Below are 21,023 nucleotides of genomic sequence, written 5' to 3'. Positions count from 1 at the left end.
GTCGTATTTCTGTGTCGGCGAACGCAGAAAGAGGGGAAAGGTGCGCTGAGGGTTTCTCGTCTCCCGGGAGGGGCGGGATTCTTGGCCGATTTCGTCAGGTGTGGGCGTGCTACTGTGATTTCAGTTGCAGTTGTGGTTCCCAAACTTCGAGTGCGCTCATCGGTCGTACAGGCCGGTGGGGGTGCTTTTGTGTTTCCGGCATTTTCCGGACGGGAAGATCATGCGGCGACTCGAAATTCACATGGTGTGGATTTCTGGGCTGTGCCCCGAAGGAGAATTGACATGGCGAATGGCACCGTGAAGTGGTTCAACGCGGAAAAGGGCTTCGGCTTCATCGAGCAGGAGGGTGGCGGCCCGGACGTGTTCGCCCACTACTCGAACATCGCCTCCCAGGGCTTCCGTGAGCTGCAGGAAGGCCAGAAGGTGAGCTTCGACATCGCCCAGGGCCAGAAGGGCCCGACGGCCGAGAACATCGTCACGGCCTGACCTTCGCGCGAACCGCGCAGCCGGGGCCCGCACCTCCAGAGGTGCGGGCCCCGGCTCGTTCGCGGCTCCGTCGCCGCGTGCTTCCTGAGCTCGCTTCCAGCGCTCAGCGGCGAGAAACGCCTGTGGGTGGCCCCGACCTCGGTCGGGGCCACCCACAGGCGTTTCTCGGATGCCGAGGAGGTCAGTGCTTGAAGGTGTCCTTGACCTTCTCCTTGGCGTCGCGGGCGTCGCCCTTGGTCTGCTCCGCCCGCCCTTCGGCGGTGAGGCGCTCGTTGCCGACCGTGCGGCCCGCGGCTTCCTTGACCTTGCCCTTGGCCTGCTCGGTCTTGGCCTGGGTCTTCTCTTCAGCCGACACAACCATCACTCCCAAACATTGCGAAAGTCTCTTGCCTCGGTTCGTATGGCCGCTTCTCGGGTCCGCAAACGGGGTGCGCGTGAACGGTGTCCGCGCGAGGCCGGTCATCGGGGGGCGATCGACTTCCCGCCTGGAGTGATAAGACGAAAATAAGCTTTGTGTGCAGGGCCGGGCAGGGTGCGGCGGGCGGGTACGGGCGGTCGGCGTTTCGGAGGATGGCCGCAATGGCTCCGCTGGTCGTCCCGCGCGTCGACACCCGCCCCGTGAGGCGGCTTTCCCGCGGGTCCGCGCCCCTTCGGCTCGCGGAAATTCCGGGAGAAGGCGACCGGGCCCACCACCGCCGGGCCGGCGCCCCTCGGAGCCGGTCGGGCGGGTCGGACCCGTTCGGCCCCCTCAGGGCGGGTGGGCGGACACCGTGAGCCGGGAGCGGCGGCCCCCGGCGGATGGTGTTGAATTCTCCCGGGGCCCCGGTGCCACATGGCGTCGGGGCCTTGACGCGTTCCCGTCCGATGAGGTGGAAGTGACAGAAGAGAACCCGCTCGATCGTCTCGACGACGACGACTACCCCGCCTACACCATGGGCAGGGCCGCCGAGATGCTCGGAACCACGGCCGGCTTCCTCCGTGCGATCGGCGAGGCCCGCCTGATCACCCCCCTGCGCTCGGAGGGCGGTCACCGCCGGTACTCCCGCTACCAGCTGCGCATCGCCGCCCGTGCCCGGGAACTCGTCGACGGCGGCATGGCCATCGACGCCGCCTGCCGCATCGTCATCCTCGAGGACCAGCTCGAAGAGGCCCAGCGTCTCAACGCGGAGTACCGGAAGGCCGCAGCGCAGTCGCCCGCCGAGCCCGACCCCGACTCCGGCCCCGCTCCCGAGGCGGGCCCCGGGCGCTGAGCCGCCGGGACCCCGAGGCCCGGTCCGCTCCTCCGCGCGAGGTGACGGCCCCGGGCCCCGAGGTCCCCGCCCGGCCGACGGGTCCGTGGCACCATCGGCCCCATGCGCTACCGATACGCCACCGAGGCCGACGCGCCCGCCATGGCCGCGCTCTTCTCCGCCAACCACCACGACGCCCTGACGGCGGAGCAACGCCGCGACCAGGGGTTCGTACAGGGGACCTTCGACGAGGCGGCGCTGCGCGCCATGGCCGGGGACGGCGCGTTGCTGGTCGCGGACGAGGAGGGCAGCCTCGCGGGTCTCCTCGCCCTCTGCGTCGCGGCGGACCTGCCCGCACCGCCGCCCCCGGTGGTGGGGCTGCTCGCCGCCCAGGACGTGCTGGAGTGGCGGGGACGCCCCCTGAGCGGGGTGCGCTGGCTGCTCTACGGGCCCGTCGTGGTCGATGCCGCGTTCCGCGGCCGCGGGGTGGCGCGGGCGCTGTTCGCGAACGCCGTCGCCGAGGCCTCCGGACGTGCCGAGGCCGTGGTTGCCTTCATCGAGGAGGGGAACGTACCGTCCTGGCGGGTGCACGTCGACGGCTTCGGGATGACACCCCTCGGCACCTACGAGGCGGACGGACGCACCTATCACGCCATCGCGGCGCCGGCGGACGGCCCTTCCTGATCTCCGCCGCCGCCCGTACGCCACGCCGAGGGAATGTGGAGGATCGATTCGCCGCTCCGGGCGCTCCTAGGGTCGGTTTCCGAACGCCCCCCACGGAAGGTATCGATCCGCCCATGAAGCTCCGTCACACCGCCGCAGCAGCCCTCGCCTCCTTCGCCCTGATCCTGTCGCTGCCGGGTTCGGCCTCGGCCGCCGTGGGCGAGTTCCACTACAAGTACGTCGATGAATTCGGGCAGGAGCAGCCCGTCGTCCTGCAGAACCCGCACAGCGGCAAGTGCATCAACCTGTACGTGGTGGGGGAGGACGACGAACTGCCCGGCTACGGACCGCAGAACTCGACCGACTCCACGGTGACCGTCTACCGCGGCGCCGGTTGCACGGGCCCGGAATGGCGGCTCCGGCCCCACGGCAAGCCGGCGACCGACGAGCTCGAAGTGCGCTCGGTGCGGTTCGACGTCAGGGTCCACTAGCCTCGCTCGCGCCGCGCCGAAGGAGCCGGAACAGGTCGTCCGCGCCGGGAACGCCACACTGCCCGCCGCGGTCGGCCACGGCCCCCGCGGCGTCGGAATCGGAGGTGCTTCCCGCCACCATGTAGGTCATGAACTGTCCTCCATGCCGCCTAACGTCGAAGGCGTTCCGGCGCTCGCACCCAGGAGGCAGTGACATGTCCGATCCCCACGAGAACCACGTGAGCAACGTCAGCCCGATCCCGCAGGGGTACCACTCGGTGACCCCCTGGATCATCTCCCGCGACACGCTGAGCCTCATCGCGTTCCTGAAGAAGGCCTTCGACGCCACGGAACTGGCCTGCCTCACGGGCGAGGACGGCGCCGTCCAGCACGCGGAGGTTCGGATCGGGGACTCGGTGGTGATGATGTTCGACGCCCGGCCCGAGTGGCCGCCCACGCCCGGCTTCCTGCGGTTGTACGTCGAGGACGCCGACGACGCGCACCGCCGGGCCGTCGCCGCCGGCGGCACCTCCGTCACCGAGGTCACGCACCTCTTCTTCGGCGATCGCGTGGGGCGGGTCCGGGACCCGCTGGGCAACCTGTACTGGATCCAGACCCGGGTGGAGGACGTGAGTCCGCGAGAGATGGAACGCCGCCTCGGTGACCCGGAGTTCACCGAGGCCATGCGGCGGGTACAGAACGCGGAGTTCTTCCCCGGCCGCACGTCCGGCGGCGTCTGACCCGACGCCACCGGGCCGCCGAGCCTCGCCCAGATCGTGGTGCCGGGGTTCGGTACGCACGGTGCCGGGGTTCGGTACGGCGGTACGGCCCCTCGCGACGGACCGCGGTGTCACATCTCCCGGGCGGGCGCCGCCAGGTGGGAGCGGACCAGGTCCAGGTAGTCGGCCGCCAGACGGTGGCAGTCCCCGGGCCAGCGGGCGGAGAGGTAGTTCCCGTCCCGGACGGTGAAGCCGCGCCCGGGCTTCGCGGCGGTGTCACGGACGGGCAGCGGCGGTCCGGACAGGAAGTGGTCCGGGTCGGCGAGGGCCGCGGTCACCTCGGCCTGGACGGTCGTGGGATAGGTGCGGTAGTACCGCCCCAGCCACAGCCGGGTGAGGTTCCAGGCGGTGAGCTCCAGCAAGGAGGTCAGCGCGGTCGTCCGCCGTCCGTACAGGACCGACCGCCCCGTCGAGGGATCCTCGGCGCGGGCGCCCAACAGAACGCCGTGGCACACCGCGCCCACCGGCAGCCCGACCGTGAGGACCCGGGCGAACAACCGCTGGGCGGTGGTGTTCTCCAGCAGGGTGCGCATCCCCGCCGCGTGCCCGCCGGGCACGAACAGCCCCGTCAGCGCCGCCGGGTCGACCTGCGCGTAGGACATCGGTGCCCGGAACCAGGTGTCGTCGGTGAGCCGCCGGTAGGCGTCGAGTTCGGCGCGGCGGGTCATCAGCCACGGGGAGAGCCAGGAGAAGCCGACGTCGGTGAGCCGGTGGTCGGCCGGTGCGACCTTCCCCTCGGGCGTCGCGAACCGTACGTCGAGACCGGCGCCGCGCAACGCCGCCCACGGCACCGCCGCCTCGGTCGGGTCGTAGCCGGAGGCGGGCAACAGGAAGACGATCACGGGGTGCTCCTCCGGCCGACGGCGTGTCCGCGGCCGATGCCGGCAGGGGTACCTCGGCCCCGACGCCGTAGGGGCGGGGCACCCAGGTCGGGAGCCTGGGGCAGGCCGGGGAACCGGACGGGACGGAACGGCGTCGGCAGCGGTACCCCGACGTGGTACCGCTCGATGCGTGGCAGGACGGACACGATGATCCTCTCGGTGTGTGCCGCTCGACCCTATGAGGCCCTGCGGGCCCCGGTCATTCACCCCGGCGGCCACCTCGTTGACTTTCCGGACCCGCCCCGTGCCCGCCCCGGACTCCTCCCGTGCCCGCCTCGGCTCACCGCGGCCGGTTGACGGACGTCGCGCCCCCGCATTGACTGACCGCCATGTCCGGCATCGAGCCCTCCACCGTCGCCGCGTGCTACGCCCGCGCGGTGCTGAGCGCCACCACGAAGGGCGCCGACGAACAGTCCGGTGCGTGGAACTCTCCCACGGACCGGCTGGGGTTCACCGAGGTGCGCGAGCTGTGGGAGACGGTGATAGGAGCCGAGGGGGCCGATCCCCACACCGGTCTGCTCGTCGGGGACCGGATCCGACCGGGAAGTCTGCACGTCCTCGGCCACGTGGTCCTCACCTGCGCGAGCCTCGCCGACGCCGCCGACGCCGCGGCGCGCTACCACCCGCTGGTCAGCCAGGCCGGTACGGTCACCCTGGACCGCGGCGACGACCGGACCCGCATCCGCTACCGGCCCACCGTCGACCCGGCGACCATGCACCCCCAGCAGGTCGAAGCCATCCTCACCGGCATGGTGAGGGCCGCCCGCTGGGTCGCGGGCGACGACTGGGCGCCCCTGTCGGTGTCGTTCACCCACCCGCGCGCCGGCTCCGCGCAGCCGTACGCCCGTGTCCTCGGCTGCCCGGTCGTCTTCGACGCGTCCGAGAACGCGATCACGGTGGACAACGACGACCTCGACCGGCGCCGAGCCCCGTCCGATCCGCAGCTGGGGGCCCTGCACCGGACCTACGCCGACCGGCTCCTGCGCGAACTGTCGACGGCAGCGACCGTCGGGGAACGGGTGCGCCGGTGGCTGGAACACGCCCCGCTCGACGGCACGGGCCCTGCCGACCCGGTCAGGGAGCTGAACCTCAGCGCCCGAACCCTGCGCCGGGCCCTACAGGAAGAGGGCACCTCCTGGCGGGCGCTCCTCGACGCCGCCCGCCACGACCGGGCCAGACGCCTGCTGGAGACCACGGACCTGCCGTTGGACAGGATCGGCCCCCTGATCGGCCTGAGCGGTGCGACGGCCCTGGTCCGGGCCTTCACCCGCTGGGAGGGAGTCACCCCGGGCGCCTACCGCGGCCGGTACGCGGAAGCGACCCGTTGAACGCAACCGTGTCCGGCCGCCCGCCGGGCGTCGGCGGACGCGGCGGGCAACCGGACACGGAGAACAACCCCGGGCGCGCACGCCCATCGGGGGGCCCAGGACAGTCGCGGCGAGCACGACCGTCAGGGCGAGCACGACCGTCAGGGCGAGCCCGACCGTCACGGCGAGCACGGGCCGGCGGCGCACGGGCTAGCGGAGCACGGGCTAGCGGAGCGCGCCGAACGCCTTCGTGAACGCCAGCGGCTGCTGGACGATCGAACTGCACGTCGGATCGGCGTGGTTCACGGCGCCCTGCGCGCACTGCCGGTCACGCGTCGCGGACCACATCGCCAATCGGCCGATGCCCTTCGACTTCGCGAAGTCCACGAGCTGCGTCGCGTCCGAGACGGTGAAGATCTCGTTGGCGACGTCGTTGACGCCGATCATGGGCGTGACGGCCAGCGCCTTCCACGCGGCCGCGTCGCCGAGTCCGAGCACTCCCTTGAGCTGGGCCTGCGTGGCCGTCGCGGCCTGCACGGCGTACTGACCCATGTCGCCGCCGTACGCGGGCCCGTAGTCCATCGCCATGATGTTGACGCCGTCGATCCGTGCGCCGGCCCGCTTCGTGTCGGCCAGCAGGGCGACGCCGGGCTGGGTGAGGCCCTCCGGCATCACCGGCAGGGTGAACGCCACGTCCAGCCCCGGGTGTGACTTCTGCAGTGCGGCGATGGCCTGCGCGCGGCGGGCGTTGGCCGCGGTGTCGGGCAGCGCGGCTCCCTCGATGTCGAAGTCCACCTTGGTCAGGCGGTACTGGTCGATGACCTTGCCGTACGCGGCGGCCAGCGCATCGGCCGTCGCGCAGTTCAGGGCCAGTTCGTGACCGGCGGCGCCTCCGAAGGAGACCCGGACGTCACCGCCCTTGGCGCGCAGCGCGCCGATCTGCGCGGCGACCTTGTCGTTCGCGAGGTCCGTGACACCGCCCCACAGCGGGGCGCAGCCACCGCCGGAGGTGATGAAGGCGAGGTGGAACTCCTTCACCCCGGTCGTGGCGGCGGTGTCGACCAGGTCGTAGGCCGGATACAGCGAGGTGTCCACGTAGGGCGCGAAACGCGCCCCGCCGGTCGGGGCACCGGTCACCGGCGGGGGAGTGGGGGTGGTGGGGGTCGTGGTCGGCGAGGCGGTCGGCGTGGGCCGGGTGGAGGGCGCCGACGTCACGGGGGCGGTCGCACTCGCGCTCGTCGTCGGGGTGGGGGTCGGACGTCCGCCGGGCGGGGGCGTCGCCCCCTGGTCCACGGAGCACTTCACGCCGTTGATCAGGCAGGCCGTCGGGTTGCCGGGGGTGCCGGTCCCGCTGGTCACGAAGCCCACCGTGACGGAGGCCCCGGGCGCGAGCTCCTTGTTCCAGGCGGCGGGCCTGACGGTGACGTGCTGTCCGTCGACCGTGTGCGTGCCGTTCCACAGGGAGCCGATCCTGGTGCCCGAGGGCAGGTCGAACCGGAGGGTCCAATCGGCCTGCCTCTGACCGGTGTTGTTGGTGATCACGTACTGCGCCGTGTAACCGCCTGTCCAGGAACTGGACTTGGTGTAGACGGCCCCGACGGAGGCGGCCTGCGCGGTCCCGGTGAACGCGAACGCGGCGCCGGCGATCACCGCCGCGGCCGCGATCGCGCCTGTTGCCTTCGCCGTCTTGCTCGTCCTGCGCCGGTGGCCGGTGGTGCTGCCCATCGCGTGCCTGCCTCTGAGTTACTGGGAATCCGGGTTGCCGAAATCCGGGTTGCCGGGCATCGGAGTTGCCGGAAATCGGAGTTGCCGGAAATCGGGGGTGCCGGAAATCGGGGGTGCGGCAGCACGTTAGCCGCCCCGAAACGGACATCGGTTCGATTCGGGGCGGCGGGTGTGACTCTTAGGTTCCGCTTAAGGCGGGGGTAAGAGGGGGCTGAGGAACGGGGCCGTCGGGGAGTCGGTCGGGTCAGAGGTCGAGATCGAGGAGGGCCTTCTCGACGACCTCGGTGAGGGCCGGGTGGATCCAGTACGGCTCCTTGGCGAGCGAGACCGCGTCGATCCCCCGCGTCATGGCCACGACGAGGGGCTGGATCAGGATGGCGGCCTGCGGGCCCATGATGTGCGCGCCGAGCAGGCGCCCGGTGCCGGGCTCGGCGAGGACCTTGCAGAAACCGGTGGTGTCCTCCATGGCCCAGCCGTACGCCACGTCCGCGTAGGAGGCCGTGCCCACGAGGAAGTCGCCGCCGCGATCCCGGCACTCCTGCTCGGTCGCGCCGATCGAGGCGATCTCGGGACGGGCGAAGACGGCGGACGGCACGAGGTCGTGATCGACGCCGACGAGGTCCTGCGGGTGGCGGAGGTTGTGCGAGACTACCTCGGCCTCGCGGTTGGCCACGTGCTTCAGCGGTACCGGAGAGCAGACGTCACCCAGGGCGTACACGCCCTCTGCGCCGGTGTGTTGATGGGCGTCGACCACGATGCGGCCGTCGTCGTGGGTACGGATGCCGGCCGCCCCGAGCTCCAGCCGGTCGCCGTTGGGGATCCGTCCGGCGGCCACCAACAGCATGTCCGCCTCAATGGTCGAGCCGTCGTCGAGTGTCAGGGTCAACGCGCCCGCCTCCCCGCTCACGGCCGTGAGTTCCCGCCCGAGCCGCAGGTCGTACCGGGTGCGCACCAGGTCGGTGAAACGCTCGGCGACCGTCTCGTCCTGCGGGCCCAGCAGGAGCGGCTCGGTCTCCACGACGGTGATCTCGGTTCCCGTCGCGTGGAAGACCTCGGCGAGCTCGGCCGCGATGTACCCGCCGCCCAGCACGGCCAGTCGTCGAGGGGGCGCGTCGATCCGCATGACGGTGTCCGAGGTCTCGTACGGCACCCCGGACTCGACCACCACGGGCGGTACCGCGGGGCGACTGCCGGCCGCGACGACGATCTGTGCGGCGCAGACGTCCACGGCGCCGTCGTCCAGGTCGATGCGCAGCCGGCGGGGTCCGGTGAAGCGGGCCGTGCCCTCGTACACCGTGATGTTCGGCGCGTCGAGACGCCCCTTCCGACCCTGCTCGCGTTCCGCGTCCAGTCGGCCGAACACCCGGTCACGGACCTCCCGCCAGCGCACGGCGCGCAGCCGCGCGTCCACGTCGTAGGTGTCCGCGCCGAGAACCGTCCGGGCCACATGGGCGGTGTAGGCCAACATCTTGCTCGGGATGCAGCCGGCGTTCAGACAGGTTCCTCCGAACCACCTCTCCTCGACGACGGCCACATCGAGATCGGCGAACGACTCGTCGATGACCGCGTTCCCGGATCCCGCACCGATGACAATCAGATCGTGATGACGCATCGCTCCAGCGTACGAGGGGCAGGCGTGGTGGGGTGGGCGCCCCGCTCCGAGGGGGGTGCGCGGGGGCTCGGAAACGGACCCGCCCGTACTCGCGCTCGTGGTGGGGCGGAGCCCTGCACGGGCCCCGCCCACGGGTCCGTTCATTGGGTCCGTTCATGGGCCCATTCGGTCCCCCGAAGTGGACCGTTTTGATACGTGTGGGTGGGGTAGGCGGCATTTCATCTGGTTATCAAGGTCATCGGTGGAACAATTCCCGGATGTCACCCGAGGCGTCAGCCGAGGCGATTTCGGGACCACCACCGACCGCGTTGCGAATGGAGAACCCCGTGTCCGTCGTGAAGAGTGCCCTCCCGGCCGCCGACCTGAAGACCGTCGGCGAAGCCCTGCAAGGCGCGCTGGTGGATCTGGTCGACCTGGCCCTCGTCGCCAAGCAGGTGCACTGGAACGTCGTGGGCCCCCGCTTCCGGTCCGTTCACCTGCAGCTCGACGACGTCGTCGTCTCGGCCCGCGCCCACTCCGACGTGGTGGCCGAGCGTGCGTCCGCCCTCGGCGTGACCCCGGACGGACGGGCGGCGACCGTGTCCTCGTCCAGCGGCATCGCCAACGTACAGGCCGGATGGATCAAGGACGTCGACGCAGTGAAGATCCTCGTGGACGGGCTGGCCGCCGTGGTCACCCGGATGCGCGAGCGCATCCAGGCCACGGGCGACGCCGACCCGATCACCCAGGACATCCTCATCGGCCTGACCGGCGACCTGGAGAAGCACCACTGGATGTTCCAGGCCGAAAGCGCCTGAGCAGGTCAGGGGCATGTACATTCCACGTCGTTTCATGAGGGGTCTGCGCGTTCCGTGAACGTACGGAATTTCACCGGGATCCGAGGCCCGAGCGGAAGGATTCCGGAACGCCGCAACGCTGCGCCTGGTGCCTCGTGAGGTGATGTTCCAGTGACGCCCCGGCCAAAGTTCAGGGAGCCGGGGCGTCGCTGTGTCAGAAGCGACCGTTTGGGTACTGACGCATGATCGTTTCCGACTCAATCTGGCTGCTTCTCGCCCGAGCCCTCGGCGTCCCTCTCTCCGAGCTCGTACGCGAGTAGCCCCGACCGGCGGGGGGATGGTCGGCCGGGGCGGTCTCAACGGGTTACGCGTCGTCGTCGGGATCTGGAACGATGAACCCCCGAACCGGCTGGGGTCCTCCTCGGTCCGGCTCGCCCTGCTGCTCGCGCAGCTCGGCAACGAGGTCGGCGTACCTGGGGTCAGTCCACTCAGTCATGCGCGGCAGCCTACTGACCAGCCTGGCCCTTGGGTCTGGGGATGATCACGATCGGCCCCTCCGGCCCCGAGTGCTGGCAGGACGCGGCCACCGTGATCAGCGAGTCCTCCGGACCGCGCCACAGATCCGCGTCCACCGAGTAGCCGGCCGCCTCGATCGCCGCCACCGTACGCTCGACGTCGCCGTGCGAGCGGGCACCGGGATCCGGGCGCTCGGGCACGTGGTGGACGAACCCACCCAGGCCCATGCACAGGGCCTGGTACAGGTGGGTGTGGAGGATGAGCGCGTGCCAGCCCTCATCGACGACACGGGACGGCACGAGGCCCTGCGGGGTGCGGGCCGCGACAGCCAGGAACGCGAGCGCGTCGACCACGATCCTGGACGCCATGTCGGCCTCCATGCCCGGGTTGTTGTCGAGGACGGTGTGCATCACGCCGGTGAACTGCGCGTCGCTCAACAGCGCCCGCGGTGTCACCGGGGCGGGCAGCGTCGTGCCGGCGCTGGCGACGGACGGCTTGGGGTCCCCCTGCTTGCTGGTGCACGGCGGCGGGACGGGGTGCGGCTGCGGAGTGGACATGCGTTCTCCCTGAGTGTGTTGAAAGGTGCGGTCAGTTTGGACGTGCAGGTCTGGCGGTCGTACGGTCACCGGATGCCGGTCCGGCCGCCGCGCGGGCAGCCCTTCGCGTGGATGATCGCGCCGCCCTCCGGGCCCCCGCCCGGGACCGGCGTGGCCCCACAGTGCGGGCACTCACGCCCAGAAAGACGGCTCGGGCCCGCGGTCATCGAACAGCCGCCGGAGCAGGGCAGGACCAGACCTCCGTGTCCAGGACGCAGGCGCCCTGCCGGCCGGGGACGACGCCGCGTGTCACCGCGCCGCCGGTGAGCGGGCGGCCGCAGGACACGCAGGCCCGCCCCATGTACTGGTCCTGCGACAGGTCGGACACCGACGCAGGAAGCGGCGCGGTGTCACAGCGCCAGCTCACGACGACGTCCCGGACGCGGTCGTGCACTGGTCAGCGCAGCGGACGATGGGCCACGTCTGCTCGAATCCGTGGGCGGTGGCCTCGCCCGCTGGGACCAGGGCGGTATTGACGGCACCGCAGTCCCAGCAGGCGTGACCGTGGAGACGGGCAATGCTCACATCGCCGGTGGATACGACTGGATGGATACTCACGGAGGCCGTCCCATCTGCTCGGTTGGTGCGGGCAGAGAGAGAATGGCCTCTGGGAAGGGGTGCAAGTACCACAAGTGGTGGTAGCCGTGGTACTTGACTCAGACGGCGCCGATCCACTCGGCGAAGGCGCTGAGCGACTCGGCGTCTGCCCGCTTGATCCTGCGGATCTTCTCGATGTCCTCGCGGGCCCAAGGGTGCTCGCGCACATGCTGCGGCGCCAGCCTGCGGGCCACCTTAAACGACTCGAACGCGACGTCAGGCTGACCGGCCCACAGTTGCGCGCGGCCCACCTCGACGTAGAACCCCGACTGCCGCTCGGCCGGAACGTCGGCGCCCGGCTTCCAGGTACGGGCGACGTCGAGAGCCCGGCCGATGTGGTCCTGGCCCAGGCTCACCGCGACGGCCACCTCGTGGATACGAACGCTCGACGGGCCGAACGCCGTGCCCAGATACACGCCCTCGGCGAGACCAGCCGCCAAACCGGTCGCTTGTTCCAGATGCTCATGCGCGGCGACCGTCGCACCCGCCCGGGCGGCCACCACGGCAGTCCTCATGAACAATGCGCCGCGCGCTGCCGCAGCGACGGCCGTGACCGGCGCCGGAGACGCGTCAAGGGCCTGCTCCAGCGCCGCCTGCCCGACACGGTAGGCGCGCGCCGCAAGATACGTCTCCGCGCTCGTGTACGCCACCGCCGTCCCCAGCACGGGGTCACCGGCCTGCGCGGCAGCCCACCGCATCACGTCGATCAGCCGGGCCGACAAGTCGTGGGCGCCGACCTTGTAGGCCACCGCGTCCGCGCAGCGGGCAGCAACGACCACCAGCACGGCCGCATCCTCCCGCTGTTCCCCGGCCGAGTAGTGGAGCAGCGCGAGCGTGTCGGCGAGCAGGGACGGGGCGGCGCCCGCGATCAGCCCGTACTGCGCGGTCAAGCGTTGGGCGACAGCTGCGGCGACCTCGCGCCGCAGCTCCTCCCGGCGCTTGGCCGGCGGGTCGAGGCGGACATCGAAGCCCGCGATGGCGGCAGAGATCAACGGCAGTGCCGCGTGCACCCGGTGCGAGGTACCCGCGAATGCGGGATCAAGCCGCGACGGGTCGACGCCGAGCGCTGCCGCGATCGACTCCAGCGCGGACGGGCTCGGCGCGCGGGCACCCTGCTCGATGTGCCGGATCATGCTGAGGGACAGGTGCGCGGCTGTGGCAAGGTCGCGCTGGATCATGCGTCGGGACCGGCGCCGCGCGGCGATGCGCTGCCCGATGTGGTCTGCCATGCCCGCACCGTACCGCGACCGCAAGGGGCCGTCTGCCGCTACGCGGTGACGATGCTCACGAGGTCGTGCAGGGAGTCGATGGAGTAGTCGGCCGCCGCCCGCACCGCCGGGTCGTCCGCCCACCAGTACCCCCACGGGCCGCGTCGAAGGTGCGCCGTACGCAGCCCCGCCGCGCGGGCCGGGAACACGTCGTTGGCAGGGTGATCACCGACGTACAGCGTCTCTTTCGGCGCGGCGCCAGCCGCCTCCGACACCCGGGTGAAGAAAGCCGGTTGGGGCTTCGAGACACCCCAGTCACCGGACACCGCCACCACGTCGGCAGGGAGATCGAGAGCACGGAGCATCGCTCCCGCCTTCGGACTCTGGTTTCCGGCGATCACCACCCGGGCGCCCGCGGCCCGCACGGCGGCGAGGGCGGGGCGTACGTCCTCGTACAGGTCCGTCTCGTCGAGCCGCTCCCCGCGGCCCGCAGCTTCTCGTGCTGCGTACTCGGCGGGGACGTCGATGCCCGGCCGGACCAGGCGGAGCGCATCCGCGTTGTCGCGGCCGTCGACCACCACGGCCCCGACGAGCGCCGACAGTGTGTGCCGGGGCACGTCCAGCCAGTCGGCCCACGCCGCCCAGTACCTGTCGTCCCGGGTCAGCGTCTCTCCGATGTCCAGCACTACGGTCCGAATCATGCCGCCAGCGTACGGACGGGCCAGGATGCACGAAAGCGCCCCCTCCCGCCCGAAGCCGCTATGGGCGACCATGGTGGAGTTCACCGCGGTGACGTGACGTTCCAGAGCGACCCGGCCGCCGATCGGGCGGCCGGGGCGCGGTCGTGTCCTCTCCGTCGGACGCGGGATCGAGGCGAAGTGGACGCGAGGTCGACACGTGAGCCCGTCGCCCGTCGCACGGCGCGTGATGGCGGCTCAGTGCTGGATCAGGCCGCCGATCGGGACGGGAGCGACATGGCCGGTGGCCGGAAGTGTCCGTGCCAGGGCGAGGCCGATGTCGACCAGCGACGACCGTCGCAGGCCGGCGACGTCGTGGATCGGCGTCCAGACGCACTCGGTGATGTCACCGTTCGGTTCAGGCCGGAGTCGACCGCCGGTGATGCGGACCTGGTAGAAGATGCCGACGTTCTGGTGCTCCGGTCCGCCGGGGACGGTCCGTTCGGCCGCAGGGATGATCCGGGAGTCCACGCCCAACAGGCGTTCGACCACCGCGTCACAACCGGTCTCCTCGGCAACCTCGCGGATCACCGCGTCGAACGGATCCTCCGCCTGCTCGACCCCACCGCCCGGAAGGGACCAGGTGGCCTCTCCCTTCGGCGATGCGTGACAGGCGAGCAGTACCCGCCCGTCCTCCACGCACACGGCGTAAGCCGCCATCCGGAAGCTCATTCCCGTACCTTCCCGTACCTTCGCCCGCCGACGGCTGGTCGATGGCCTTCGCGGCCGGACGACGAGAGCTGCCGCTGTCGCGGTGAATCCTCTCGCATGCGTCGGGGTCACCGGGAGAGAACCATGCGGTGCGCGCGTGAGACCGGCCCGGGTCATGCGTCGAGCGCGGCGCCGTGCTGCGATGCGCTGCGTCGAGGGTGCGCCGTACGCGGCCCGCCCCGCGTGGTCGGCTGCCTCGAAGTCGTCTGGGCGTGCCCGCCCCTTATGCCGGCTCGGCCCTGACGCGGCCCGAGGCGATCGCTTCCGTGAGGTGCTTGTGGTCGCGCTCGTTCAGGTCGGCGTAGCTCTCCGCGAAGCGCTGCACCGCACGGTCGAAGACGTCGCGCCGGCCCAGGTACGCGGCGATGGCGATGCGGTCGCCGGAGCGGGCGTGGGCCCGCGCCAGGGTGACTCCGCACAGTTCGGCGAAGACCGTCATGCCGCGCGGCACCATCTGCGACGGGTCCACGATTCCCTTCCAGTCCAGCAACTGGCGTACGTAGAAGTCCCGTCGCCGGCCGTCGATGCCGTGGACCTGCTGCCAGCCCAGAAAGATGTCACCGGCGGCCTGCATCAGCCGCTGCCCGGCGACGACCCGTTCCCCCTGCGTGGCGAACTCGCTCCCCCCGGCGTGCGCGGCGAGTACCGATTCGCCCGCCTCCTTGGCCTGGAGGATGAGCGGGTCCTCGTCGTCCCGGCCCAACAGCAGCACGACCCAGCACCGCATGCCGACGCTGCCGACTCCGACCACCTTGCGTGCCATGTCCACGACGCGGAACTGCCGCAGGAGGTGGCGCCGGTCGGGTGTGAGGCTCTTCCCGTACTCCTGGACCAGGTCACGGATCTCACCTTCGAGCGCGGTGCGTTCCTTGTCCTGGATCAGCTCGGAGACCGGTGTGATCAGCCGCGGAGCGGCGGCGAACCGGCGCTCGCCGCCGACCACCTCGGTGAGTTTCTCGAAGGCCCGCATGCTGTCGCGGCCCCGCGCCTTCGTCAGCTCCTCGGAGACGCGCTTGCGACCACGCGTGTGCAGCGCGCCCGCCGCCACCGCCTGGAGCTGCGCCTCGTCGACCCTCGCGTACCAGACGTCGAGGGTGCGCATGGCGGCGAAGCGGCGCATCTGCTCGCGGTAGGACCGCACTCCGGACCGTACGATCTCGGCGCACTCACGCTCGGTGAAGGAGTTCTCCCGAGCGGCGATGACCAGGCTGACGGCCAGTCGCTTGACGTCCCACTCCCACGGCCCGGGCAGCGTCTCGTCGAAGTCGTTGATGTCGAAGAGCAGGTTCCGCTCCGGCGAGCCCAGGAGGCGGAAGTTCATCAGGTGCGCGTCGCCGCAGAGTTGGACGCGGAGGCCGGAATCCGGGGTGCCCGCGAGGTCGCCCGCCATGACGGCCGCCGCACCGCGGTAGAACCGGAACGGCGACTGCGCCATCCGCCCGTACCGGAGCGGTACGAGCTCCGGCACCCGGGTGGCCGACTGCCGCTCGATCACCTCGACCGGGTCCGCCCGCTCCGCGGACGCGTCGAACTCACCGTGTCCGGAGCGTGGTGCCCGCCGTCGCGCGGCCCGGCCGAGGGCCGCGCGGTCGTCGGCGGAGAGCGGCGCTCCGGCGCCGGCCTTCTTCGAGGTCGCCTTACGCATCGCCATCGCATGAACCTCCCGCCCGCCCCCGGGTCGCCGTCTCCCGCGGCGGGCGCGGCGCTCACGCCCGGCCGCGCTCAGTAGAAGAGCTTGTACGTGACGTCCTTGGGGATGGGGGAGGGCACGGTGTCGGTGTAGAGGAGCCGGACCGTGGTGAACCGCTGGACCTCGGGGTGCTCGGGCCACGGCTTCGGATTGCTCAGGGTCACGGTCACCGGGTGGGGGTGGAACCGACCGGCCGCACAGTAGGGGCGGCAGTCGTTCACCATGTTGGTACCGGTGGCCGTGGCGGTCCGCGGGCCCCAGGTGTCCCAGTCGAGTCGGACGAGCCGGCTGTTGCCGTCGCCACAGGCCAGCAGGTAGTCCTCGGGCCGCACCTGGGCCTCGTTGGAGCAATCGAGGACCACGAGGGGTTCCGGTGCGGCGCGCGGGGTCTGCGCGGAAGCGGGCACGGCGCCCGCCACGAGGGCGGCGGCCGCGCACAGCAGGGTGGCCGTCCGAACCCCGGCCCGGGGTGCGGGAGTGAGCCCGCCGTCTCCTGAAGTGTCCACAAGACCCTCCTTGACCGGGCCGTCCCGACATCGGTACTGCCGTAGCCCTGATCAGCTTCCCCCATCCGGGCGTACCGCGCACCCGCTGCGCGCCCGGACGCGGGCCACCGGGCGCGGACGGCGCGCTCCGCGGCGGCGGGCTTCGAGACGGCGGGCGTCGCGTGCTACGCGTGCTACGCCTGCGGCAGCGCCTCGCCCTGTACCGCCTGGATGTCCAGTTCCACCCTCAACGTCGTCCCGATGGCTGCGATGCCCGCCCGCACCACCTGGTTGTAGTTCATCGCGAAGTCCTCGCGGTGGAGATCGGCGGTGGCGCGGAACGCGGCGCGCGTGCCGCCCCACGGGTCGGCGCCGGTGCCGAGGTAGGCGAGGTCCAGGTCCACGGGACGTACGACGCCGCGCATGGTCAGCTCGCCGTGCACGGTCCAGCGGTCGGAGCCGGCGGGCGTCAGACCCGTCGACCGGTAGGAGAGCTCCGGGTACGTCTCCACGTCCAGGAAGTCCGGCGACTTCAGGTGACCGTCGCGCAGGGCGTTGCCCGTGTCGATGGACGCGGCGCCGATCCTCGCCTCCACTCGGGACGCGGACACCGCGTCCGGGGAGATCTCGATCCGGCCGGTGAATTCGGTGAACCGTCCGTGCACGCTGGAGATCCCCAGGTGCTGGGCGACGGCTCCCACGGAGGAGTGCGCCGGGTCGATCGTCCACGGCCCGGGCGGCGGCAGCTCGGTACCGCCCTGACGGGCGAGGACGACCTTGCCGATCTCGGTCCGTCCACCGGCCGTGACGATCGCGCTCGACGCGCTGGGCGCGTAGCCGACCGCGGTGACTATCACGGTGTACGCCCCCGGCGCGAGCGCCGTCGTGTCGCGCACGCCGCCGTCGTCGTCGGCCTCGGCGCGGACCACCTGCGTGCCCGTCATGTCGATCATCGTGACGACCGCGTGCGACACGGCCCATCCGTCGCGCGTGAGGATCCGTGCGGTCAGTCCCATCCCGTTTTCTCCCTGCGAAGCATGTCAAGATCGTTTGAAGTGAACGGCCCGCGGGGCGCGCCTCCGCTCGGGGCGCGCCCCGCGGGCCGGGGTTCGGCTATTCGCCGGGGTGGGCGAGCTCGATGTCGTGGTCGTCGACACCCCGGACGCCCACGCTCAGGGCCGTGGCCACCGGCGGGTAGCTCGTCGCGATGACGGTGTACTCACCGCTGTCCAGGTCCGCGAAGGCGTACGCGCCGTCCGCACCGGTCCTGGCCGTGTCGACGACGTTGCCCGCCGTGTCGATCAGCGTGACGCGCGCGTCGCCGAGCGGCCCGTGCGGCGCCCGTACGACGCCCTGGACCCGCGCTCCGGGGCTGAGCTCGACCTCGACCCGGGTGACGCCGGCGCCGCCGACCTCGACGGGCAGGGCCGCGGGGCGGTGCCCGAGGGCGTTGACCGCGATGGTCACCGAGCCCGGCACCATCTCGGCGAAGGAGAACTCTCCCTGCTCACCGGTGGTCGCGGACGCCAACACGTCACCGCGGACGTCGGTCACGATGACCATGGCCTCCTTGACCGGGTCACCGCTCCCGGCGGCCCGGACGAGCCCGCTCAGCCCGCTCGTGCCGCTCAGCAGGATGTCGTACGCGACCGGCTCGCCGTTGACCACGATCGTCGACGCCTGCGGCTGGAAACCATCGGCGGAGGCGATGAGGACGTACGAGCCAGAGCCCGGCGCGTCCACCGAGTACGAGCCGTCGGCCCGCGAGACCGACCGGCCCAGCTGGCGTCCCGCGAGGGAGATCAGCGTCACGGCCGCCTGGGGTACGGGCGCGCTCTCGGAGCCGCGCACGTAACCGCCCACCGGGGTACCACCGTTCACGGGACCGGTCCCTTCGTTCGCCACCGCGGTGACGGCGGCCGACGTACGCGTTGTACCGGGCTCGGCCCCGCCGGCGCCGGGTCCGGCTGCGGGCGAGGTGCCGGGCGCCGTCGGGTACTCCTCGCCGGCGGTCTCGGAGACCTGCGAGGCCGAGGTCGTCACGGCAGCGGGGGCCGCGAGGTCATCGCCGCGCCCCGCGCCCGACTCGACGTGCGAGGCGGCCTGCTCCAGACCGCCGGACGTCCGCAGCGGGACCTCCTTGATGAAGATCGTGACGAGGAAGGCGATCAGCGCGAGCGGCGCGGCGATCAGGAAGACGTCCGCGATGCCGTGGCCGTACGCGCTCTCCATGACGGTGCGCAGCGGGCCCGGCAGACTGTCCATGTCCGGGATGCTGCTGCCGGAGCTGGAACCGGCGGCGGCCGCCGCGTACTTCGGGTCGAGGGTGGCGAGCCCGTCCTGGGCGTAGTGGGTGATCCGGTTGGCCATCACCGCGCCGAGCGCGGAGACGCCGATCGCGCCACCGAGGGAACGGAAGAAGGTCACCGTGGAGCTGGCCGACCCGAGGTCGGACGGCGCCACCTGGTTCTGCGTGCACAGCACCAGGTTCTGCATCATCATGCCGATGCCGAGGCCCAGCAGCGCCATGAAGATCGCGATGTGCCAGTACTCGGTGTCGTAGCGGATCGTGCCGAGCAGGCCCAGACCCGCGGTCACCAGCACACCGCCGCAGAGCAGCCACGCCTTCCACTTGCCGGTCTTGGTGATGACCTGGCCGGAGACGGTGGAGGAGACGAACAGACCGGCGATCATCGGGATGGTCATCACGCCCGACATGGTCGGGGACTTGTCGCGGGCCAGCTGGAAGTACTGGCTGAAGAACACCGTGCCGGTGAACATCGCGACACCGACGAACAGCGAGGCGATCGACGACAGCGCGATGGTGCGGTTGCGGAACAGTCGCAGCGGGATGATCGGTTCGGCGGCCTTGGACTCGACGAGCACGAACAGCAGCCCGAGGGCGATCGATCCGCCGACCATGGCGAACGTCTGCCAGGAGACCCAGTCGTATTTGTCGCCGGCGAACGTGACCCAGACCAGCAACAGCGACACGGCGGCCGAGATGAAGAACGCGCCGCCCCAGTCGACCTTCACCTCGCGCTTGACGACGGGCAGGTGCAGGGTCTTCTGGAGCACGATCAGCGCGATGATCGCGAAGGGTACGCCGACGTAGAAGCACCAGCGCCAGCCGAGCCAGTCGGTGTCGGTGATGACGCCGCCGAGCAGCGGGCCGCCGACGGTGGCGACGGCGAAGGTCGCGCCGAGGTAGCCGCTGTAACGACCGCGCTCGCGCGGGGAGATCATGGCGGCCATCACGATCTGGGCCAGGGCGGACAGGCCGCCGACGCCGATGCCCTGGACCACGCGGCAGGCGATCAGCATTCCGGCGTTCTGGGACAGACCGGCGGCGGCCGATCCCAGCACGTAGATGACGAGGGCTATCTGGACGAGCGCCTTCTTGCTGTACAGGTCGGACAGCTTGCCCCACAGGGGGGTCGCGGCCGTCATGGAGAGCAGTGCGGCGGTGACGACCCAGGTGTAGGCGGACTGGCCGCCGCCCAGGTCGCCGATGATCTCGGGCAGGGCGTTGGAGACGATCGTCGACGACAGGATCGCGACGAACATGCCGAGCAACAGCCCGGAGAGCGCCTCCATGATCTGCCGGTGCGTCATCGGTGCGCCGTCGTGGCCGCCTCCGTGCTTGGCGTGAGAGCCCCGCACACCGGCTGGTGTGGTCGTTGCCATGGGCTTCCTAACGTTCTTCGTGCGGGTGTACGGGTGATCAGTTCAGTCGTGTGCGGTGCACGCCGCCGGAGCGGCAGTCACCGAAGCTTTCGCGCAGCCGGGACATGAGCCGGACGAGCCGACCCACCTCCTCGTCGGACCAGTCGCTCAACCGGTCGGCGAGGAGCTGCGAGGAGCGTCGGGAGAGCTCGTCGAGCTGCTTCCCCCCGGCGGCGGTGAGATGCAGGATGCGTGAGCGCTTGTCGGCCGGGTCGGGGCGTCGTTCGATCCAGCCCCGGTCCGCGACGTGCGCGACGTGTCGGCTGGTCACGGACATGTCCACGGAGAGCAGCTCGGCGAGCCTGCTCATCCGCATGTCGCCGTGCCGACCGAGCAGGTGCAGCACGGCGGCCGAACCGGCCGGGCAGTCCTGGGGCAGGATCCGCCCGAGGTCCCTCTTGACGGCGCCGACGGCACTGAGCTCGCGAGCCAATTCCTCGTACTGCGCCCGCTCGGCCATCGCACCTCCTGCATCGTTGCTTCAGGCAACCGTAAAAGTAGTTGGTTGCTCCAGGCAAACCGGAAAGGAGATACGGAGCTAAAAAGTTGACAAAGGCAAGCATTGGCGAACGTAAACCCGCAGGTGGGCGGCCCTGCCGTCGGAGTCGGAAGGGGAGGGGCCCGTTCATCAGGCGATCCGATGGTCACACTGAGCGGTCATGAGGCTCTCGCACCGGCGCCCGGCGGTGCCGATGGTCGCGATATTGCCCGCGCAAAGGGACGACGCGCCCCCCCCGCGGGGGGGGGGGCGGGGGGGGGGGGCCGGCCCGTTGGGGGGGGGGGGGGGGGGGGGGGGGGGGGGGGGGGGCCGGCCGCGGGGGGGGAGCCG

The 21,023-nt window shown here is 71.3% G+C and carries 22 protein-coding genes; 7 read left to right on the top strand and 15 right to left on the bottom strand.

The window, feature by feature from the left end; translation table 11 throughout:
* Nucleotides 1–282 precede the first annotated feature (282 nt).
* The gene (locus ACIRO3_RS05860; protein WP_053678014.1) at nt 283–486 is read left to right on the top strand and encodes a cold-shock protein; all 204 of its coding nucleotides are present in this window, start codon (nt 283–285) and stop codon (nt 484–486) included.
* A gap of 181 nt (nt 487–667) precedes the next feature.
* Here ACIRO3_RS05860 and ACIRO3_RS05855 read toward each other — a convergent pair whose 3' ends face one another.
* Nucleotides 668–841 (bottom strand): CsbD family protein, encoded by a 174-nt coding sequence (locus ACIRO3_RS05855; protein ID WP_361781683.1) that lies wholly within the window; start codon nt 839–841, stop codon nt 668–670.
* A gap of 520 nt (nt 842–1,361) precedes the next feature.
* On the opposite strand from ACIRO3_RS05855, the gene ACIRO3_RS05850 reads away from it, so the two are divergent.
* From ACIRO3_RS05850 to ACIRO3_RS05835, 4 genes are all read left to right on the top strand, one after another.
* The gene (locus ACIRO3_RS05850; protein ID WP_365996836.1) at nt 1,362–1,736 is read left to right on the top strand and encodes a MerR family transcriptional regulator; all 375 of its coding nucleotides are present in this window, start codon (nt 1,362–1,364) and stop codon (nt 1,734–1,736) included.
* 102 nt (nt 1,737–1,838) lie between these two features.
* A complete protein-coding gene (locus tag ACIRO3_RS05845) occupies nt 1,839–2,399 on the top strand; it encodes a GNAT family N-acetyltransferase (protein ID WP_404132914.1) in 561 nt (186 codons plus the stop codon).
* Nucleotides 2,400–2,512: 113 nt separating this feature from the next.
* Nucleotides 2,513–2,869 carry a hypothetical protein gene (locus tag ACIRO3_RS05840; protein ID WP_404132911.1) on the top strand — a complete coding sequence of 119 codons (357 nt, stop codon included), beginning with the start codon at nt 2,513–2,515 and terminating at the stop codon, nt 2,867–2,869.
* 194 nt (nt 2,870–3,063) lie between these two features.
* On the top strand, nt 3,064–3,588 hold the full coding sequence (locus ACIRO3_RS05835; RefSeq protein ID WP_404132908.1) for a VOC family protein: 525 nt from the start codon (nt 3,064–3,066) through the stop codon (nt 3,586–3,588).
* 110 nt (nt 3,589–3,698) lie between these two features.
* On the opposite strand, the gene ACIRO3_RS05830 is transcribed toward ACIRO3_RS05835, so the two are convergent.
* The gene (locus ACIRO3_RS05830) at nt 3,699–4,469 is read right to left on the bottom strand and encodes a type 1 glutamine amidotransferase domain-containing protein (protein ID WP_404132906.1); all 771 of its coding nucleotides are present in this window, start codon (nt 4,467–4,469) and stop codon (nt 3,699–3,701) included.
* A gap of 368 nt (nt 4,470–4,837) precedes the next feature.
* On the opposite strand from ACIRO3_RS05830, the gene ACIRO3_RS05825 reads away from it, so the two are divergent.
* On the top strand, nt 4,838–5,836 hold the full coding sequence (locus ACIRO3_RS05825) for an AraC family transcriptional regulator (protein ID WP_404132903.1): 999 nt from the start codon (nt 4,838–4,840) through the stop codon (nt 5,834–5,836).
* Between the two features lie 204 nt (nt 5,837–6,040).
* On the opposite strand, the gene ACIRO3_RS05820 is transcribed toward ACIRO3_RS05825, so the two are convergent.
* The gene (locus ACIRO3_RS05820) at nt 6,041–7,540 is read right to left on the bottom strand and encodes a cellulose binding domain-containing protein (RefSeq protein WP_404132900.1); all 1,500 of its coding nucleotides are present in this window, start codon (nt 7,538–7,540) and stop codon (nt 6,041–6,043) included.
* Between the two features lie 244 nt (nt 7,541–7,784).
* The gene (locus ACIRO3_RS05815; RefSeq protein ID WP_404132897.1) at nt 7,785–9,152 is read right to left on the bottom strand and encodes a mycothione reductase; all 1,368 of its coding nucleotides are present in this window, start codon (nt 9,150–9,152) and stop codon (nt 7,785–7,787) included.
* A 326-nt stretch (nt 9,153–9,478) separates the two neighbouring features.
* On the opposite strand from ACIRO3_RS05815, the gene ACIRO3_RS05810 reads away from it, so the two are divergent.
* On the top strand, nt 9,479–9,949 hold the full coding sequence (locus ACIRO3_RS05810) for a DNA starvation/stationary phase protection protein (RefSeq protein WP_365996844.1): 471 nt from the start codon (nt 9,479–9,481) through the stop codon (nt 9,947–9,949).
* Between the two features lie 343 nt (nt 9,950–10,292).
* On the opposite strand, the gene ACIRO3_RS05805 is transcribed toward ACIRO3_RS05810, so the two are convergent.
* The 11 genes from ACIRO3_RS05805 to ACIRO3_RS05755 all read right to left on the bottom strand — a co-directional run bounded on the left by ACIRO3_RS05805 (nt 10,293) and on the right by ACIRO3_RS05755 (nt 20,654).
* Entirely contained in the window at nt 10,293–10,424 is a 132-nt protein-coding gene (locus tag ACIRO3_RS05805; protein WP_404132893.1) for a hypothetical protein, read from the bottom strand.
* A gap of 10 nt (nt 10,425–10,434) precedes the next feature.
* Complete coding sequence (locus ACIRO3_RS05800) at nt 10,435–11,001, bottom strand: glycine-rich domain-containing protein (RefSeq protein ID WP_404132890.1); 567 nt, start codon at nt 10,999–11,001, stop codon at nt 10,435–10,437.
* Between the two features lie 202 nt (nt 11,002–11,203).
* Entirely contained in the window at nt 11,204–11,368 is a 165-nt protein-coding gene (locus ACIRO3_RS05795) for a hypothetical protein (protein ID WP_404132887.1), read from the bottom strand.
* Between the two features lie 328 nt (nt 11,369–11,696).
* Complete coding sequence (locus ACIRO3_RS05790) at nt 11,697–12,866, bottom strand: helix-turn-helix domain-containing protein (protein WP_404132884.1); 1,170 nt, start codon at nt 12,864–12,866, stop codon at nt 11,697–11,699.
* Nucleotides 12,867–12,904: 38 nt separating this feature from the next.
* Nucleotides 12,905–13,546 (bottom strand): HAD family hydrolase, encoded by a 642-nt coding sequence (locus ACIRO3_RS05785; RefSeq protein ID WP_404132881.1) that lies wholly within the window; start codon nt 13,544–13,546, stop codon nt 12,905–12,907.
* A 234-nt stretch (nt 13,547–13,780) separates the two neighbouring features.
* Nucleotides 13,781–14,254, bottom strand: coding sequence for an NUDIX hydrolase (locus tag ACIRO3_RS05780; RefSeq protein ID WP_404132878.1), 474 nt, complete (start codon nt 14,252–14,254; stop codon nt 13,781–13,783).
* A gap of 262 nt (nt 14,255–14,516) precedes the next feature.
* Nucleotides 14,517–15,944 (bottom strand): DUF2252 domain-containing protein, encoded by a 1,428-nt coding sequence (locus ACIRO3_RS05775; RefSeq protein WP_404132875.1) that lies wholly within the window; start codon nt 15,942–15,944, stop codon nt 14,517–14,519.
* 71 nt (nt 15,945–16,015) lie between these two features.
* Nucleotides 16,016–16,489, bottom strand: a complete 474-nt coding sequence (locus ACIRO3_RS05770; RefSeq protein WP_361781720.1) for a hypothetical protein — start codon at nt 16,487–16,489, stop codon at nt 16,016–16,018.
* A 173-nt stretch (nt 16,490–16,662) separates the two neighbouring features.
* The gene (locus ACIRO3_RS05765; RefSeq protein WP_361975000.1) at nt 16,663–17,484 is read right to left on the bottom strand and encodes a YceI family protein; all 822 of its coding nucleotides are present in this window, start codon (nt 17,482–17,484) and stop codon (nt 16,663–16,665) included.
* 97 nt (nt 17,485–17,581) lie between these two features.
* Nucleotides 17,582–20,155, bottom strand: coding sequence for an MFS transporter (locus tag ACIRO3_RS05760; protein WP_404132872.1), 2,574 nt, complete (start codon nt 20,153–20,155; stop codon nt 17,582–17,584).
* A gap of 37 nt (nt 20,156–20,192) precedes the next feature.
* Nucleotides 20,193–20,654 carry a MarR family transcriptional regulator gene (locus tag ACIRO3_RS05755; RefSeq protein WP_361974994.1) on the bottom strand — a complete coding sequence of 154 codons (462 nt, stop codon included), beginning with the start codon at nt 20,652–20,654 and terminating at the stop codon, nt 20,193–20,195.
* Nucleotides 20,655–21,023: the final 369 nt, after the last annotated feature.

The sequence above is a fragment of the Streptomyces sp. NPDC102278 genome, from assembly GCF_044766345.1.
In the GTDB taxonomy this organism is placed as follows: Bacteria; Actinomycetota; Actinomycetes; order Streptomycetales; family Streptomycetaceae; genus Streptomyces.
Note: the sequence above shows the minus strand (reverse complement) of the source record. Positions and strands in the feature narration are given on the sequence as shown.

Excerpts from the sequence above, each read along its gene's own strand:
- ACIRO3_RS05860 (WP_053678014.1), top strand. The coding sequence starts at position 283 with ATGGCGAATGGCACCGTGAAGTGGTTCAACGCGGAAAAGGGCTTCGGC.
- ACIRO3_RS05845 (WP_404132914.1), top strand. The coding sequence starts at position 1,839 with ATGCGCTACCGATACGCCACCGAGGCCGACGCGCCCGCCATGGCCGCG.
- ACIRO3_RS05840 (WP_404132911.1), top strand. The coding sequence starts at position 2,513 with ATGAAGCTCCGTCACACCGCCGCAGCAGCCCTCGCCTCCTTCGCCCTG.
- ACIRO3_RS05835 (WP_404132908.1), top strand. The coding sequence starts at position 3,064 with ATGTCCGATCCCCACGAGAACCACGTGAGCAACGTCAGCCCGATCCCG.
- ACIRO3_RS05825 (WP_404132903.1), top strand. The coding sequence starts at position 4,838 with ATGTCCGGCATCGAGCCCTCCACCGTCGCCGCGTGCTACGCCCGCGCG.
- ACIRO3_RS05820 (WP_404132900.1), bottom strand. The coding sequence starts at position 7,540 with ATGGGCAGCACCACCGGCCACCGGCGCAGGACGAGCAAGACGGCGAAG.
- ACIRO3_RS05815 (WP_404132897.1), bottom strand. The coding sequence starts at position 9,152 with ATGCGTCATCACGATCTGATTGTCATCGGTGCGGGATCCGGGAACGCG.
- ACIRO3_RS05805 (WP_404132893.1), bottom strand. The coding sequence starts at position 10,424 with ATGACTGAGTGGACTGACCCCAGGTACGCCGACCTCGTTGCCGAGCTG.
- ACIRO3_RS05800 (WP_404132890.1), bottom strand. The coding sequence starts at position 11,001 with ATGTCCACTCCGCAGCCGCACCCCGTCCCGCCGCCGTGCACCAGCAAG.
- ACIRO3_RS05790 (WP_404132884.1), bottom strand. The coding sequence starts at position 12,866 with ATGGCAGACCACATCGGGCAGCGCATCGCCGCGCGGCGCCGGTCCCGA.
- ACIRO3_RS05785 (WP_404132881.1), bottom strand. The coding sequence starts at position 13,546 with ATGATTCGGACCGTAGTGCTGGACATCGGAGAGACGCTGACCCGGGAC.
- ACIRO3_RS05780 (WP_404132878.1), bottom strand. The coding sequence starts at position 14,254 with ATGAGCTTCCGGATGGCGGCTTACGCCGTGTGCGTGGAGGACGGGCGG.
- ACIRO3_RS05775 (WP_404132875.1), bottom strand. The coding sequence starts at position 15,944 with ATGGCGATGCGTAAGGCGACCTCGAAGAAGGCCGGCGCCGGAGCGCCG.
- ACIRO3_RS05765 (WP_361975000.1), bottom strand. The coding sequence starts at position 17,484 with ATGGGACTGACCGCACGGATCCTCACGCGCGACGGATGGGCCGTGTCG.
- ACIRO3_RS05760 (WP_404132872.1), bottom strand. The coding sequence starts at position 20,155 with ATGGCAACGACCACACCAGCCGGTGTGCGGGGCTCTCACGCCAAGCAC.
- ACIRO3_RS05755 (WP_361974994.1), bottom strand. The coding sequence starts at position 20,654 with ATGGCCGAGCGGGCGCAGTACGAGGAATTGGCTCGCGAGCTCAGTGCC.